This window comes from Mesorhizobium sp. ORS 3428, assembly GCF_001854785.1.
Taxonomy (GTDB): Bacteria; Pseudomonadota; Alphaproteobacteria; order Rhizobiales; family Rhizobiaceae; genus Mesorhizobium.
On record NZ_MDFL01000124.1, the window covers coordinates 1 to 14,782 of the forward strand.

General features: G+C 58.4%; 15 protein-coding genes. 9 read left to right on the forward strand and 6 right to left on the reverse strand.

Annotated features, from left to right (window positions below; all coding sequences use genetic code 11):
- The first annotated feature begins 123 nt into the window (after positions 1-123).
- The 7 genes from ORS3428_RS18205 (at position 124) to ORS3428_RS18230 (ending at position 7,134) form a co-directional block, all read left to right on the forward strand.
- Positions 124-1,044, forward strand: a complete 921-nt coding sequence (locus ORS3428_RS18205) for an NADP-dependent oxidoreductase (RefSeq protein WP_071099689.1) — start codon at positions 124-126, stop codon at positions 1,042-1,044.
- A 357-nt stretch (positions 1,045-1,401) separates the two neighbouring features.
- Complete coding sequence (locus ORS3428_RS33345; RefSeq protein ID WP_157895970.1) at positions 1,402-1,566, forward strand: hypothetical protein; 165 nt, start codon at positions 1,402-1,404, stop codon at positions 1,564-1,566.
- A gap of 48 nt (positions 1,567-1,614) precedes the next feature.
- Complete coding sequence (locus tag ORS3428_RS18210; RefSeq protein ID WP_071099690.1) at positions 1,615-3,036, forward strand: NAD-dependent succinate-semialdehyde dehydrogenase; 1,422 nt, start codon at positions 1,615-1,617, stop codon at positions 3,034-3,036.
- A gap of 493 nt (positions 3,037-3,529) precedes the next feature.
- Positions 3,530-4,627 carry a DNA topoisomerase IB gene (locus ORS3428_RS18215; RefSeq protein WP_071099691.1) on the forward strand — a complete coding sequence of 366 codons (1,098 nt, stop codon included), beginning with the start codon at positions 3,530-3,532 and terminating at the stop codon, positions 4,625-4,627.
- Positions 4,628-4,797: 170 nt separating this feature from the next.
- The gene (locus tag ORS3428_RS18220) at positions 4,798-5,775 is read left to right on the forward strand and encodes a cation diffusion facilitator family transporter (protein WP_244508024.1); all 978 of its coding nucleotides are present in this window, start codon (positions 4,798-4,800) and stop codon (positions 5,773-5,775) included.
- 100 nt (positions 5,776-5,875) lie between these two features.
- The gene (locus ORS3428_RS18225; RefSeq protein WP_071099692.1) at positions 5,876-6,241 is read left to right on the forward strand and encodes a PRC-barrel domain-containing protein; all 366 of its coding nucleotides are present in this window, start codon (positions 5,876-5,878) and stop codon (positions 6,239-6,241) included.
- A gap of 647 nt (positions 6,242-6,888) precedes the next feature.
- Complete coding sequence (locus ORS3428_RS18230; RefSeq protein WP_071099693.1) at positions 6,889-7,134, forward strand: hypothetical protein; 246 nt, start codon at positions 6,889-6,891, stop codon at positions 7,132-7,134.
- A gap of 185 nt (positions 7,135-7,319) precedes the next feature.
- On the opposite strand, the gene ORS3428_RS18235 is transcribed toward ORS3428_RS18230, so the two are convergent.
- The 3 genes from ORS3428_RS18235 to ORS3428_RS34000 all read right to left on the reverse strand — a co-directional run bounded on the left by ORS3428_RS18235 (position 7,320) and on the right by ORS3428_RS34000 (position 8,928).
- Entirely contained in the window at positions 7,320-7,532 is a 213-nt protein-coding gene (locus tag ORS3428_RS18235; RefSeq protein WP_071099694.1) for a hypothetical protein, read from the reverse strand.
- A gap of 135 nt (positions 7,533-7,667) precedes the next feature.
- Positions 7,668-8,159, reverse strand: a complete 492-nt coding sequence (locus ORS3428_RS18240) for a hypothetical protein (RefSeq protein WP_071099695.1) — start codon at positions 8,157-8,159, stop codon at positions 7,668-7,670.
- A gap of 466 nt (positions 8,160-8,625) precedes the next feature.
- Positions 8,626-8,928: a DUF982 domain-containing protein gene (locus ORS3428_RS34000; protein WP_071099696.1), complete on the reverse strand. Its 303-nt coding sequence runs from the start codon at positions 8,926-8,928 to the stop codon at positions 8,626-8,628.
- A gap of 518 nt (positions 8,929-9,446) precedes the next feature.
- Here ORS3428_RS34000 and ORS3428_RS18250 point away from each other — a divergent pair.
- Positions 9,447-10,466, forward strand: coding sequence for an SDR family oxidoreductase (locus ORS3428_RS18250; protein WP_071099754.1), 1,020 nt, complete (start codon positions 9,447-9,449; stop codon positions 10,464-10,466).
- A 338-nt stretch (positions 10,467-10,804) separates the two neighbouring features.
- On the opposite strand, the gene ORS3428_RS18255 is transcribed toward ORS3428_RS18250, so the two are convergent.
- The 3 genes from ORS3428_RS18255 to ORS3428_RS18265 form a co-directional block, all read right to left on the reverse strand.
- Complete coding sequence (locus ORS3428_RS18255; protein ID WP_071099697.1) at positions 10,805-10,990, reverse strand: hypothetical protein; 186 nt, start codon at positions 10,988-10,990, stop codon at positions 10,805-10,807.
- A gap of 107 nt (positions 10,991-11,097) precedes the next feature.
- The gene (locus tag ORS3428_RS18260; protein WP_071099698.1) at positions 11,098-11,301 is read right to left on the reverse strand and encodes a CsbD family protein; all 204 of its coding nucleotides are present in this window, start codon (positions 11,299-11,301) and stop codon (positions 11,098-11,100) included.
- Positions 11,302-11,699: 398 nt separating this feature from the next.
- Positions 11,700-12,221, reverse strand: coding sequence for a YciE/YciF ferroxidase family protein (locus ORS3428_RS18265; protein WP_071099699.1), 522 nt, complete (start codon positions 12,219-12,221; stop codon positions 11,700-11,702).
- A 1,546-nt stretch (positions 12,222-13,767) separates the two neighbouring features.
- On the opposite strand from ORS3428_RS18265, the gene ORS3428_RS18270 reads away from it, so the two are divergent.
- Positions 13,768-14,679, forward strand: coding sequence for a hypothetical protein (locus ORS3428_RS18270; RefSeq protein WP_071099700.1), 912 nt, complete (start codon positions 13,768-13,770; stop codon positions 14,677-14,679).
- The last annotated feature ends 103 nt before the right edge of the window (positions 14,680-14,782 follow it).

Sequence of the window (14,782 nt, forward strand, 5' to 3'; positions counted from 1 at the left end):
TGAACGAGCAGATGGCGCTGGTTTCGACGAGCCGAGCCTTGGCTCCGCCTGGAACCAATTCTTCCCACGGCGGTTAGGCGGTCAAATCGGCGGCAGGCGCCTAGAGCCGACAGGAGTGTTGGAATGCAGAGCGTTCGTATCCACGCATTTGGCGGTCCCGAGGTGTTGAAGCTCGAGACAGAGCCGACACCCGAGCCGAAGCCCGGGGAGATTCTGGTTCGCGTCCATGCCGCGAGTGTCAATCCGGTAGACTACAAGATTCGCAATGGCGGTTATGTCGCGGAAGATCGGCTGCCGCTGACACTCGGGCGTGACTTCTCCGGCGTAGTGGAACGTTGCGGGGCGGGGGTCGAGCCTTTCAAACCGGGGGACGAAGTCTATGCGCTCCTGCCACCTGATCGCGGCGGCTATGCYGAGTTCGTGGCTGCCAAGGCCCAGGACTGCGCAGGCAAGCCGAAAAGTCTCGACCATCTGCATGCTGCCGCCGTCCCTCTTGCGGCGCTGACCGCCTGGCAGGGAATTTTCGACAATGGCAGTCTAAGTTCGCGTCAGCGGATATTGATCCACGGCGCGGCCGGCGGCGTGGGTCATTTTGCGGTTCAGTTCGCCAAGGCGAACGGCGCCACGGTTTACGCGACATGCTCCGGGAACGACATCGATTTCGTGCGAAGCCTCGGGGCTGACGAAGCGATCGACTACAAAAGCCAGCGGTTCGAGAATACGGTGCCAGATGTGGATGTTGTCTACGATCTCGTTGGYGGCGAAACCCAGGAGCGGTCCTGGTCGGTTCTGAAGGAAGGCGGGATCATCGTCTCGACGCTTCAGCAACCTTCGAAGGAAAAAGCCGCCGAGCGCAAAGCTCGCGGGACTCACTACATGACCAAACCGGACGGCGATCAGCTGGCCGAGATCGGACGGCTGATCGACGCGGGCGCTATCCGTGTCGAGGTTGGCAAGGTTTTCCAGCTGCGCCAGGCGGCGGATGCCGAACGCGCGTTGGAAAAGGGCCATGTCCGCGGGAAGATTGTCCTAGAGGTGACATAGTTCGGTGCCGCCACGACCGAACGGCGCAGCGCATCCGGTTGCTCAGCACACGAGCGGGAGCCTCCGTTGGAGCGAGGCTCAAAGACGAAAGGGATTCCCCAATGGCAGGACGCCTGGACGGCAAAGTTGCAATCGAGACGGGCGCGCGCCGGCGAGGCGATTGCGCCCAAATTCGCTCGGGAAGGGGCCAAGCTTGTGCTCGCCGGCTTGCCTGTCCGCGGCCCGTTGATAGGCCCGGACRCACAAGGAAACCGTTCCCCATGAACGAGCAGACGGAAAAATGACCGTGGCCGGTAGGTCGCGGCACGCCCGAGGAGGAATGTCTACGCTTTCCTTGCCTCCGAGGAAGCAAGCAATGTGAGCGGCGCTCTCTGGTATACCGAAGACGGCACGCCGATCGCCAAGGGCGGCCCTGGCCAGATTGTCCCTAGAGAGCTTGCCCTGCAGCCGAAACCTTCATTGCCGCTGCGRCACAGCCGTGACGGACTGAAGAACAAGCAGATACAGAACAAGCTGCACTGAAGCCAAAACGGCCAGCTTGTCGATGACGCATCGAAGGAGATCCGGCCGATGGCATTCAGTTCAATCAATCCCGCAACCGGCGAAACTCTCGCGACCTACGAAGAAACTCCGGCAGTCACGGTGACAGAGATTATCGCCAACGTTCACGACGCGTGGCGCGAATGGCGCCGCCGCGATTTGGATGAGCGGGCACAACACATGCACGTTGCGAGCCGTTTGCTTCGCGACCGGGCGCAGGATTACGCACGGCTGATGGCGGAAGAAATGGGCAAGCCTCTAAGACAGGGGATGGCAGAAGTACAGAAGTGTGYGGCGACCTGCGACTACTTTGCCGACAATTCAGCCGGCTTTCTTGCGCCCGAGTCAGTCGAAGCCGGGCCGCCGAAACGCCTGGTCGTCTTCCAGCCGTTGGGCGTCATTCTCGCGATCATGCCRTGGAACTTTCCTTTCTGGCAGGTATTCCGTTTCGCCGCGCCGGCGCTCATGGMTGGGAACGCCGCGGTCCTCAAGCATTCCTCGAACGTCCCGGGCTGYGCCCTTGCAATCGAGGAGATATTCCGCGAGGCGGGTTTTCCGGAGCATCTCTTTCGCACGCTCATGGTCGGTACGGGCGCCGTGGACGGCATAATTGAAGATCCCAGAATACGCGCCATCACTCTCACCGGAAGCGGTCCTGCCGGCCGCGCGGTCGCCCGTAAGGCCGGAGAGATGTTGAAGAAGACTGTGCTCGARTTGGGCGGCAGCGATGCCTATCTCGTGCTTGACGACGCCGATGTTGCATTTGCTGCGAAGACAAGTGCTGAAGGCCGCCTCGTCAATTCGGGCCAGAGCTGCATAGCAGCCAAACGCTTTATCGTGGTCGACAGCGTGCGATCCCGTTTCGAGAAGRCATTCGTCGAGGAGATGCGGGCCGCCAAAGTCGGCAATCCGATGTTGGAGGAAACTGTAGTGGGCCCGATGGCCCGCGAAGGTCTTCGCGATACCCTCCACCGCCAGGTCGAAGGGAGCCTTGGCAAAGGAGCTCGCTGCCTCTTGGGAGGGAAGGTGCCCGACGGACCAGGAGCTTTCTATCCGCCAACCGTGCTCACCGACGTCGAGCCCGGTATGCCGGCCTATGACGAGGAGATGTTCGGACCAGTAGCGGCCGTTATTCCGGTTCCTGATGAGGAATCGGCGATAAGGATTGCTAATGATTCGGTTTTCGGTCTTGGCGGCGGGATCTTCACGCGCGATCTCGAACACGGCGAGCTTCTGGCGGTCGAGGAAATTGAGGCYGGCTCCGTATTCGTCAACGCGACCGTTCAGTCAAATCCCAAACTCCCCTTCGGTGGCATCAAGGAGAGCGGCTTCGGCCGAGAGCTGTCGCACTATGGAATTAAGGAGTTCGTCAACATCAAGTCGGTCACAATCGCCGCAGGTGATAGTTCGTCGATAAATGAGAAGCCGCCGTCTACTGCCCGATCGGAATGAATGCACCCCGTTGTAGGCGCTTTGCAGATAGTCGGCAGGTCGTCTTCCGACTTCATTCCGATGCGCTTTGCACCGATTGGAGGGGCGCTGTCAGCGTCCAGATGAGTCCTGCCTTGCTGAATTCCAGTTGACCAGACCCATCCACTGCCTGGGGCGCTACACGTTTGAGGACGAGCATGCCGAAGCCCTGGCGATCGCAATGCTCCACCCCGGGTCCGACAGACTCTCGCCACGCCAGCCGAAATGTGTCGGCGCTTCGRCAATCTTCGTTACGTCCATTGAATGGCAGGTTAGCCACCGAGCGGCCACGAAATGCACCTGGCGTGCTTAGGTTCCATGGTGCCTGTCTGACGGACATTGTGTGGGCAGAACGCAAAATCCTGACATCGATAGGAACAAGCCTTGGCAGATGGCGTTTAGACGCCGTGCCGTCGATCGAACATTCTATGCTTCTTCCTGGCACTCGAGCCCATAGTCAAAGAGCGCAGGCGGAATGTGTTCATTGAACCCAGCCCAGGAGCATGCCAGCTGTGGTGCGCCGGACGGGACCACATCGGCGCAAGCAGCTGCGCTAATCTATTGCAGCGACGCCGAGCCCGGTATCCAACGTCGACGCAGTGGTCGATCTTTCCGGTACGTTGGTCCGAAGGGCGGCAGGATCACCGACCCAGAGGTTCTCGACAGGATTGGCCGGCTCGCGATTCCGCCGGCCTGGAGGGATGTCTGGATTTCGCCGCACCCTGATAGTCACATCCAAGCCACTGGTCGCGACGATCGTGGTCGCAAACAATATCGCTATCACCCCCGATGGACCGTAATTCGCGACGAGGTAAAATATTCGAGCCTTACAGCCTTCGCGCACACGTTGCCTCGCGTCAGGCGGCATATCGAAGCCGATTTGCGTAAGACCGGTTTGGGAGCGGAACGTGTGATAGCTTCGGTTGTATGGCTTCTCGACAAGACGCTCATCAGGGTGGGCAATCCGGCCTACGTTCATGAAAATAACAGCTTTGGGCTCACGACCTTGCGCGATCGTCACGCAGACATCGACGGGTCAACGCTTCGTTTCGCCTTTCGCGGAAAATCCGGCAAAGAATGGAAACTCAGGATCCACGACCGCCGCATTGCCAACATCGTGAAGGGCGCTCAGGACCTTCCGGGGCAACATTTGTTTCAGTTTATCGACGCGGACGGCTCCCGCAAAATGATACACTCGCAAGATGTCAATGACTACATTCGACGGGCCAGTAAAGCCGACTTCAGTTCCAGGCACTTTCGCACTTGGGGCGGCACGGTTCGGGCGGCGAAAATCCTTTCCCAAACAGAGGTTCCGAAGACGAAACGGGAAGCAGCCATGGCGATGAWCAAGGCGATAGACACGGTCGCCACAAAGCTCGGCAACACCCGCGCGGTATGTCGCAAATGCTATATTCRCCCGCTTGTGATCGATGCTTGGTGCGCCGGTCGACTGGCCGACGAACTCCACCAGGTTGAACAACAGCTGGGCAAGCCGCCGCAAGGGCTAGACAGATGGGAGGCGCTCGTACTTCGCTGGCTGGAAGGATCCGAGGTTTCATATCCAACACCCTAAGAGGTGTTGGCCTCAGGTTTGGACTGCTGTCCGACCCTTGGCTGATAGCCCGGCGCGGTTAAGATCATCTAGTAGCGGAACAACATCAACTCGCAAAAGTTTGTTGGCGATACGGCCTTGGCCGTTCGCGCTATCGCGGCATTTCTCCAGCGGTTGAGGAAATTCCGGACGTGACCGAAACCAACGATGACTCGGATCGCATTTCGATCGCGCGCCCGTCGAGGAAGACCATCTACGCGGCCCTCATAGGCAATCTGCTGATTGCTGTATCGAAATTCGTCGCGGCCGCTGTCACCAACAGTTCTGTGATGGCGAGTGAGGGCGTGCATTCGCTAATCGATACCAGCAATGAAGTGCTGCTCCTGCACGGCCTCAACCRATCGTCAAAGCCGCCGGATGACAGCCATCCCCTTGGGCATGGGCGAGAGCTTTATTTCTGGAGTTTCGTTGTCGCATTGCTTGTCTTTGCCCTCGGTGCCGGGATTTCCTTCTATGAGGGTGTAGTTCACATTCTCGCTCCCCTACCAATCGAGAGCACTGGCGTGAACTTCATTGTTCTGGCCCTTTCCGCGATATTCGAAGGCTACTCGTGGCAGCTCGCCTTCAAGCACTTCAGGTCATCCAAAGGGAAAAGCAATTATCTGGAGGCAATACGCCGTAGCAAGGATCCAACCACTTTCACTGTTTTGCTGGAAGACAGCGCAGCATTGACAGGTATTGRCATCGCCTTTGCCAGCATAGCAATGGCAAAACATTTCGATATGCCGAGGCTGGACGGATTTGGCTCGATATGCATCGGCATCTTGCTCGCGCTGACCGCTGGGTTCTTGGCGCACGAATGCAAGGGACTTCTGATCGGAGAGCGCGCAGTGCCGGGTGTCGAGGCCGCCATCTTGAAGATGGCGAAGGAGGATCCGGCCATTCAGCAAGTTAACGGCGTGATTACGGTTCATCTGGCGCCGGATCAGATAGTGGCCGCGCTCAGCGCACAATTTCACGACGAGGCGAATGCCGATGACATCGAAGATTGCGTCGAACGCCTGGAGACCAGGCTAGCCGCCGAGCGCCAGGAAGTCACAACATTGTTCGTCAAGCCGCAGACGAGCCGCCGGTGGACTAACGAAGCCTCGGCTCCCACTGCTTCGTGAATGGTCGCTATACACCCATCCGGTTAGCTATTTTTTTTGGGAACATCGTCTTCCACCGGCCGTTTGGTGCAATACGCACGGGAAACGAGGAGTGCAACCCATGCCAACACCCAGTGGACATACCGACGCCATCCGCGCCTCCCGAGTGATCGGCACCAAGGTCTATAACTCGGCTGGAAAAGACATAGGAACGATCGAAGACGTTGTCCTCGAAAAAACCGCCAACGACATCATGTTTGCCGTCATTTCCTTTGGTGGCTTTCTAGGCATCGGCGAAAAATATCATGCGATTCCTTGGTCGTTGCTCGACTTCGATACCAGCCGTGGAGGCTATGTCGTGCCATTTAGCGCGGAGCAGCTCAAGGCGGCGCCGGCATATTCGATTGATGAACTGACAGCAGACGACGGCAGGCCGGCTYGTGAAGCTTCTTTCGGCTTTTGGCATGTCGAGCCATACTGGCAATGAGTTTAATCGTCGTTAGGCAGCAACGCGCAAGCGAGGCAACCGTTGACTCGTAAGAAGCACATAGGAGCTTCCGAGAAGCCGGCCCTCGAACAGCAAGATTGCGAAAAGCGATCCGCATTCTGCCCAAGCCGGCGCCTGAGGTGACTCGAAGAACCACGCGCGCGACGAAGATCATGCCCGTGGATCTCTGGATCGGGGCGATCCGCTGCCGGATGACGGGGAAGAAATGGTCGTTTCGCAAAACCCGTCGAGGCGAAATATCGACGAGCCTTGACCGTCGCGCTCGGGCTGGCTTGTGTCCGGAACGGCATGGTTCTATCGGCTGAAGGGGCAAGCGAGTCTGATCGCAAGCCAGTGAAGAGTGAAGAGTTTGTCGACAGGAGCCGGTATTTTGTTCCGGATGATAGTCTGCTCCCGGACGATACCGCTGTGTCAAGGAACCGTGGACAGGAACATCTCTATCGCAGGGCTGTGCCCCGGCATGTCGCAAAGACCAAGGCGATAACCCACCCGCTTGGGGGCGAGTCGCGCGTCAGATCAGCGTGCTTCGCTTGCGCGCGCAGATTTCAGAACGGTCGAAACTTCCGTAGTTGTTCGGAACGATCGACTCCAATTGCTGTTAACGACAAAGGCACAGGAGGAGAGCCATGACCGGACGCAAAACCCATGATCAGCAAATGCGCAACCTGGAAGAACGTGAGAACACGAAGAACGCGCCTAAGGAATTTGACGCCAAGTCGGAGCTGAAGCGGCCAGTTGCGGAGCGCAAGGCGCGGCGGAAAGGTTCGGACCTCAGGAGCGACGTGCCGAACCTCGTTCACCCGGACGACCGCAATGTCCTTCGTGGCAAGAACCAAGAAAGTGAGCACAACAAGCATCGGGGCTCTAAGTAGGTTCGCCTTCCCGCGAACCGCTGACGGCGTGCAGTCGCATCTTCCTTCGTGTACTTGCTTCTGAATTCTTAAACCTCGGCCTTTTCATACTGGCCCGAGGCGCCCCGTATTCCTGTCGCTGCGGAGGAAATCCTGTCGCCGCGCGGCATGGTAGGCTCAAAACGCGAAAAGGCGTCTCGGACCGATCAACTCTCAGCTTTGATGGTCTTTGCGATTTTCAGCAGCTTTTCACGGTCATGGCCGTGTTCCCGGATAAGTTCGCGCGCCTGTTTCGGCGAAAGGTCTGTGTTTTCCGCCAGGAACCGCACGTCCGGATCATTGCCGCCCTTGGTGGGCAGCTTTCCATCACGCTGCGCATCGCCGGCTCCGTGACGGGATGGGATTTCGCTTTTTTGCATGATCTTTCTCCTTCTGACGCGAATGAAAGGCTTCACGTCTTCCAGCGTAAGGGAAGGGCGAGGGGGAGAACTTACAGATTTCCAGTGAGGACATTCGGTGCCGCCGGTGAGCATGAATCCAGATCCCTCGGTAATCTAACTGCTATCTTCCGCGCGCTCGCGCCCCAATTCCTTCTTCTTGCGACGCAGCACTTCGTCTGTGCCGACAATCTCCTTCGTGCCGCCGGAAATGGCGGTAGATACCACGGAGGGCGGATCGCTCGCCGGAAAACTGTCTTCCAGACCCGACTGCAACTGCTGTTCCAAGGTATTCGGATTCTCGGAGCGCCCGTCCGTACGGCGCTCTTCGATCTCTTCCAGGGATTGCTTGGCATCAGGGTGCTCGCCTGCCTTATGCAACGATGACACGATGAGCTCGATCGCGAACTCCTTCATCGCGTCAGCATGCGGCGCGACAATATCGGTCACCTCCACCAGCTCCACGAGAGTTCGTTCCAACTCCTTCAGTCCCTTCTTTCCTTCGCGCTTGGCCACGGAYTGCATGAGCGCATCGATAAGGGCAGGGCCGAACGACGAATAGGCTTCCATCCGCGTTGCGTGTTCGACACGAGTGACGTGCTTGGACATGGTAACTCCAACAACCGTGGGCATGGTCGCCCCAGATCTGCGGACCAGTGCGCGGTACTCTAAGGCAACTGAACAAGTGCAAACTGGTTCCATGCCGCCAGATCAGCTGGAGGCGTTCTGCCATTCGGCTCGGCAAAATGAGCTAGGCCGCATTGCCTCGCGCTGCCACGTGCAAGGGCCGCTTGTCTGCTCTGCTTTCGCTGACCGCGGTAAGTGTTACGTCAGTTGCGGGTTTCGTTCTTTCGGATTTTGCGCAGCAAGAGCAGGACTGCTCGGCCCCGTATGACTCGGCCGGTTTTTGCCCTTTAAGGAACGTCGTCCGAGAGTTTGTTCCAAGCCAATGAATTCAAGGAAGGTGTGTTCGGCTTCCTTCAGCAAACGAAGCCGACAGAATTACTCGACGTTCCCAGCGAAATATTTGTGATCTTCGTGTTCAGAAAGCTTGATGAGACGAAACTCGGAGAAGTCAGTTCGACGGACGCTTACCGTCGCGGGATGAGAGCTGGTCGAACATGCTAAGCGCGGCACTTGGCCCGGCGTGCTCCAGCAGGCCCTGCTCAGCGGCCGCCTTCTTGAAGGCGGCAAAGGCGATTGCCGGGCGGCAAATTCCATTAGTTGCGTCTTCTACCAGGCGGGTCGCTTTGAGATAGGCTGGCGAATCTTTGCTCTGCCATGTCCGGCCAAGCGCCGCCCTCGCGTCGGCGATGGAGGAAACCGCCATCGTGCCGCCATCGATAAAGTGAATGGTGAGGGGCAGGAATCTACTCACGGCCCTTACACTATCCTGACCATTCGCGACTGTGCTGGGTGAGGCCAACGACGGGCGCTGTCGCCAATTACAAAGAAAGGCTGGTTCGTCCGAAAGAGCTTCATCGTGCCACCACAYCCATAAACGAAGCTGCTGTCTCGTGGTTGCATGGAATCCGACAAAGCCCGGCCAAAAGACGAGCTGAAAAGTTACCGGGAGAGCTGGGCTGTGATCGATAATGAATGTCGCGGCTGGTCGCGGCCTCATCAGCGGGGGTGGACGAGCAATAGCGGGTCGACGAGCAATTTTCGGGTTGGTTTCGGGGACCGGCGAAGCGGCACCATACCGACAGCTCCTCTCTTCAAGAGTTCCCAGCCGGCGATCCGGCCAGCAGCGCCGGCCGTTGGCCACTTGCAATTGGGTTGGTTACAGGCATGCGGACTAGCGCATGGCCGGACGCTCTGGAACTGTTGGCTTCAGCAGCGACTTCAACCATTTCTGTTCGAATGCGTTGTCCTTCGAAAGCGAAGGAGAAGCCCATGCCGGCGAAACCAAACAGGACGTCGAAATCCGCCACGTCGTCGAGAGCTGAAAGTATCTCCGAGCGGGCGGCTCGCAAGCAACGAAGCGTACAGCGCAAGGTGGACGCGATCGATCGCGTCAAGCCGAGCGGAAAATCCAAATCACATGGCGCCATGCAAGCCGGCGCGCGCGAATATCCAGCGCCGCCGTTCCCGAAGCAGCATCATCCCAAGCCCGGCAAGGAGTGGGCGATCGAACCGGCCCCGCTCTACGATGCGCCGTTCTGGCAAGGGTCGAACAAGCTGACTGGCAAAGTGGCATTGATCACCGGCGGCGATTCCGGGATAGGTCGTTCAGTCGCCGTTCTGTTTGCCCGGGAAGGGGCGGACGTCGTCATTGTTTATCTCAGCGAAGACCGCGACGCGGAGACGACGAAGCGAGYGGTCGAGGCCGAAGGCAGGAGCTGCATCACGCTTCGGGGAGACGTTGCCAGGCGGAGATTCTGCCACGAGGCGGTGGAGCAGACGCTCAAGACCTTCGGTAGGCTCGATGTACTCGTCAATAATGCAGCCTTTCAGGTGCATTCAGCCGATTTTACCGATCTGACCGAGGAGCATTTCGACACCACACTGAAGACCAATATATATGGCTATTTCCACATGGCACAGGAAGCCGTCCCGCACATGAAGCCAGGTTCGGCCATCGTCAACACCGGGTCAGTCACTGGCATTGAAGGGTCGAAGAACCTCATCGATTATTCGATCACCAAGGGAGCCATTCACGCGTTCACTCGAGCGCTCTCTGGAAACCTGATCAGCAAGGGCATTCGCGTCAACGCCGTAGCGCCGGGACCAGTGTGGACACCGCTCAATCCGTCGGAGAAGGAGGCGGAGAAGATTTCCCAATTCGGCGCTCAGACGCCGATGAAACGGCCGGCACAGCCGGAGGAAATCGCTCCGGCCTATGTATTTCTCGCTTCGCCGCAATGCTCCAGCTACATCACCGGAGAAATCCTGCCGATCGTTGGGGGTTATTAGATCAAGCAGAAAAGTTGAGGCAAGGGCCGCCGGCATGCGAGCAGATTCGGAATAATCCGACCGGGCAGGGCCTGATCTTAGCGGCGCATCAACCGGACGTGGTGGCACAGAGAACAGATTTGTTCGGCTGCACGCCCTGGCCAACGACAGCCGAGCTCTTTGCCCACCCGGCCCGCTCCGATCCTCGGGGTAAGGCAACGCATGGCAGAACGTCCGGTATTCGGACCGCGGCTGCCGTTCGTCTCCTTCGCGCTGATTGCACTGCTCTTCGCCGCGATCTGCAAGATCCTGCCGGACCGCCCGGACAAACAGCGATCCCAAATTCAAAGCGCAACGCTTTAGCGCTTTCGTTTTCGGCCGTCCGGAGCCTTGCGTTGCGAAGTCTCCTGCGCCTCACGCATTATCCGCAGCGCTTCGTCGGTCGTGAGGCCGCACTTGCGGGCAAAATAGGCTGCCTCGGAAGCTTCCGGTCGAGAGGCTGTCGCTATGGCCGACAAAGCGGGTCTGGATTTCTTCTTGGCCATCAGTTCATCGCAGGACAAAGTCGGCGAACAATTTTCACCAATGTTCGGGAACCTAAGATCCCTCGCTTTTTTAAAGATCGAGCCCAGCTTGAGGGCTGCAGTGGCTTCTACCAATCCTGYCGGTTCGCCCAATCATCGACGTCGCGGCGCACACGATCCTTCTCTAGGCCGTAACGTTCCTGGATTTTACCTTCCAATTGATCGCGCTTGCCGGCGATGAGGTCGAGATCGTCGTCCGTGAGTCTGCCCCACTGTTCCTTAACCTTGCCTTTGACCTGCTTCCAATTTCCTTCGACACGGTTCCAATCCATGGTCGTAAGCCTCCTTGGATTTCCACTGAATACAAACGGTGGCGATGCCTCGGAGGTTCCTGTAGAAAGCCTCTTAGCGAATTGCGGGGCCGGCGGACTTTGCGGACCGGAGCCAATTGAAGGATCGTCGCCCGACGATCTGTGCCGCGAAATCGAGCAGTTCTTCCCATCGTCGGCATCGGTTTTTAGTGTAACAGGAAATCTTCTCGCAGCGCTAGGTACTGCCAAGAAGATCAAGCTGAAAGCAGGCGCGAGGGCCGAGTAAACGGCCGCTCTGTCAAAAAAGGAGATAAAGGAGGACGACACGGTGATTGTCGTAACCGAATGATCACGACCCCGGCCTGCAGACCGGGGCCGCAAGCTCGACCTGGCATGCGAACCGAGCGTGTACAGGCGCCTTAGGCGGCCGCCTGCATGGCCCGCTTGTTCGCACCGCTTTCGCCGAGCTTGGTAAGTGTCTCGTCGGTAGCGGATTCTTCCTTGAGGGTTTCCCGAAGCAAAGGCAGCGCGTCTTTCAGCCCCAGTTGCTCCGCCCAGGCGATCAACGTGCCGTAGCGCGCTATCTCGTAATGCTCGACCGACTGGGCGGCCGCTACAAGGCCTGCGTCGAGCGCCGGCTCGTCCTTATATTCCTCGAGGATTTCCGAGCCTTCTTCGATGATGCCGTCGATCGCGGGACATATCTTGCCCCGTGCTGGCTTGCCCAGCATTTCGAAAACCTGCTCGAGCCGGTCGACGTGGTCTTCCGTCTCGTTACGATGCTTTTCGAAGGCCGCGCTCACTTCTTCCGACTGYGCCGCCTTGGCCATCTTCGGCAGCGTCCTCAGGATCTTCTTCTCTGCATAGTAGATGTCTTTCAGGCCATCCACGAACAGGCTTTCCAGGCCGTTCGCAGCCCCGGACGAACTTTTCTTCACCATCAATGTCTCCTTCGTTCGAGCGCTTGAGGAAATCAAAACCGGCGGCATGAACCGATGTTCCCGGTGAAATATTTTGTGAACTTCAATATCCGGAGTTCACACGGAGCGACCAGCCGAGCTGTGTGGTCGGACGTTACTTCGGCGGGCCCTTGGCGTCGCGGGAAAGGTGGTCGAGCATGGTGAGTGCGGCACTTGGTCCAGCATGCTCCAGCAGACCTGCTCGGCGGCCGCTTTTTTTTGAAGGCGGCAAAGGCGATTGCCGGACGGTAAATTCCGTTGGTCRCATTCCACCAAGTGGGCAGCTTTGAGATATGCTGGTGTGTTCTTGCTCTTCCATGTTCGGCGAGCGCCGTCTTGGCGTCGGCAATCGACGAAACCACCATCGTGCCGCCGTTGACGAAATGGATGGTGAGCGGCAGGAATCTGCTCAACGGTCTTTCACCACCTTAGGCATTCGCGCGTAAACCTCGCGATCCCGACGGGGTGCGCCGCCGTTGGGCCGCCGCCACAGGGTTGTTGGTCCCAAGAGCTTCATTTGTCGCGCCATCGCATAGTTGAGATCGCGTAAACGAAGCTTCCGTCGGGTGGTTGCATTGACCCGACTGACAGCGGCTAAAAATGCCAGCTACTTGCTGTTGTGGTTTGCTCGGATGCGGCGGGAGATGCGCCAGCGGAGATCGCTCGGATAACACGCGAACTGGGCAACCAGACATTGGAGCCGATACCAACCTTTCTATTCGCATGCGTCGTGCCTCGAAACCGAGGAGAAATTGATGCCGAGTTGCCCTTGTCTACCTCAGTGAGGACCGCGACGCGAAAGTGACAAAACGAGCAGGGCTATTCACGACGCGGAGAGTCATCAAGATAGCGCTTCTCGCTGCACCCTCGTCTTGGTGCCGGCCGCAACGGCTGCCGCCCAAATGGCACATCGTCAGTGCCGCAGGACTGCCACGCGGAGTCCCGACGACCATCCCCGCGGAAGAGAGACGTGGAATGTCCAGGTCACGGTCTGACAGCCTTTCCGGCGGTCTTCACCACTGCAGCGGTGTACTGAAGCCGCGGTCCACCGATCGCACCAGTTCAGCATGGAAATCGGCCCAGCTAGGTGCYTGTGATTTCCGAGATCCGCGGATGGTCCTTGTCGGCAGCCTGATGACCCTTCTCTTTTCCCAAGTCCGGCGGCGAAGGGCTGAGTTGCCACTCCAGCCGTTCCGTTGTCTTTAAGATGGAACTAATACACGGCTTCGAAGTTTGGCCTTTGCGGCGACGTGAGGGCGCCGCCTATTGGGGGCTAATTGGCCCCGCTTCCCAGCCAGGAGCGAGGAAGTAAAGCTGTTGGGTTTGTCCAAGATTCGGAACTAAATCCTATCTGTCTATTCTCAATTCTGCTCCCTAATCCTTTGGAACGAAAGCGGGTTGTCGGAATTGGTATTCCGTCTCAAGAATATAGGAGGTCTCCATGGGACGCGGTATATTGCTTTGGCTGCTCGGAGTGCCAATTCCTATCATCATTCTGCTCATGCTGTTCGTACGGTAGGAGCATCAGATGAACTCCACAGTTACCGACGTTGAAGTTTCAGGCGCAAGGGAGTCTTCATCATCTGCCGTAAGCTGGGGTCCGATCATCGCGGGTGCGTTCGCTGCATCGACGCTCACGGTCATTCTGATGCTGGTCGGCTCCGGACTGGGGCTGACTATGGTTTCACCCTGGACCGGTGCAAGTGCCTCGGTTTCCATTTTCGTGGTTTCAGCCGCGGTTTGGCTGGTTATCGTACAGTGGCTCTCGGCCGGCCTCGGTGGCTATCTTACCGGACGCCTCCGGACAAAATGGGTCGGTATTCACGACGACGAAGTCTACTTTCGCGATACGGCGCATGGCTTCCTTGCCTGGGCGCTCGCAACACTGCTGGTTGCGGGCGTCTTCGGTTCTGCTTTATCCGCAACGGTCGGTGCGGGGGTGCAGGCAGCGTCCAATGTCGCATCTGGCGCGGCTGCTGGCGCCACCTCTGCGGCAACGAATGCAGCGAGCGGCACGGCCGACGGCAACAGCCTGGCCTATTTCGTCGACGCACTGTTCCGTCCGGCCGATACCGGAACCGTCGCTCCGGCTGGACAGAACGATGCCAGCTCGAGCGCGCAGGCATCGCGCATCCTGGTAGTGAGCGCCGCTAGAGGCGAAGTGTCGGCCGACGACAAGGCGTATCTTGCGAAGCTCGTCGCATCCCGGACCGGGCTTTCGCAGGCCGATGCAGCGAAGCGTGTCGACGCCGTCCTCACTGGCATGGATGATGCCAAGAATAAGGCGAAGGCAGCCGCCGACACGGCCAAGAAGGCAAGCGCCACTTTTGCGCTGGTCGGCGCCCTGTCGATGATAGTCGGCGCATTCATCGCCAGTGTTGCGGCAACGCTTGGCGGCAAGCAGCGCGATGAAGGCGAAGCGCTGTTCGTACGCGAATGAGAACCATGCCTGAAGCTTGGCTGCGTGGAGGGGCTCGAAACGCCGGGCCGCTCTGRCCTAAGTCCAGAGCAACTCCCAACCGAAAATGGCGGGGCCGGCGGAC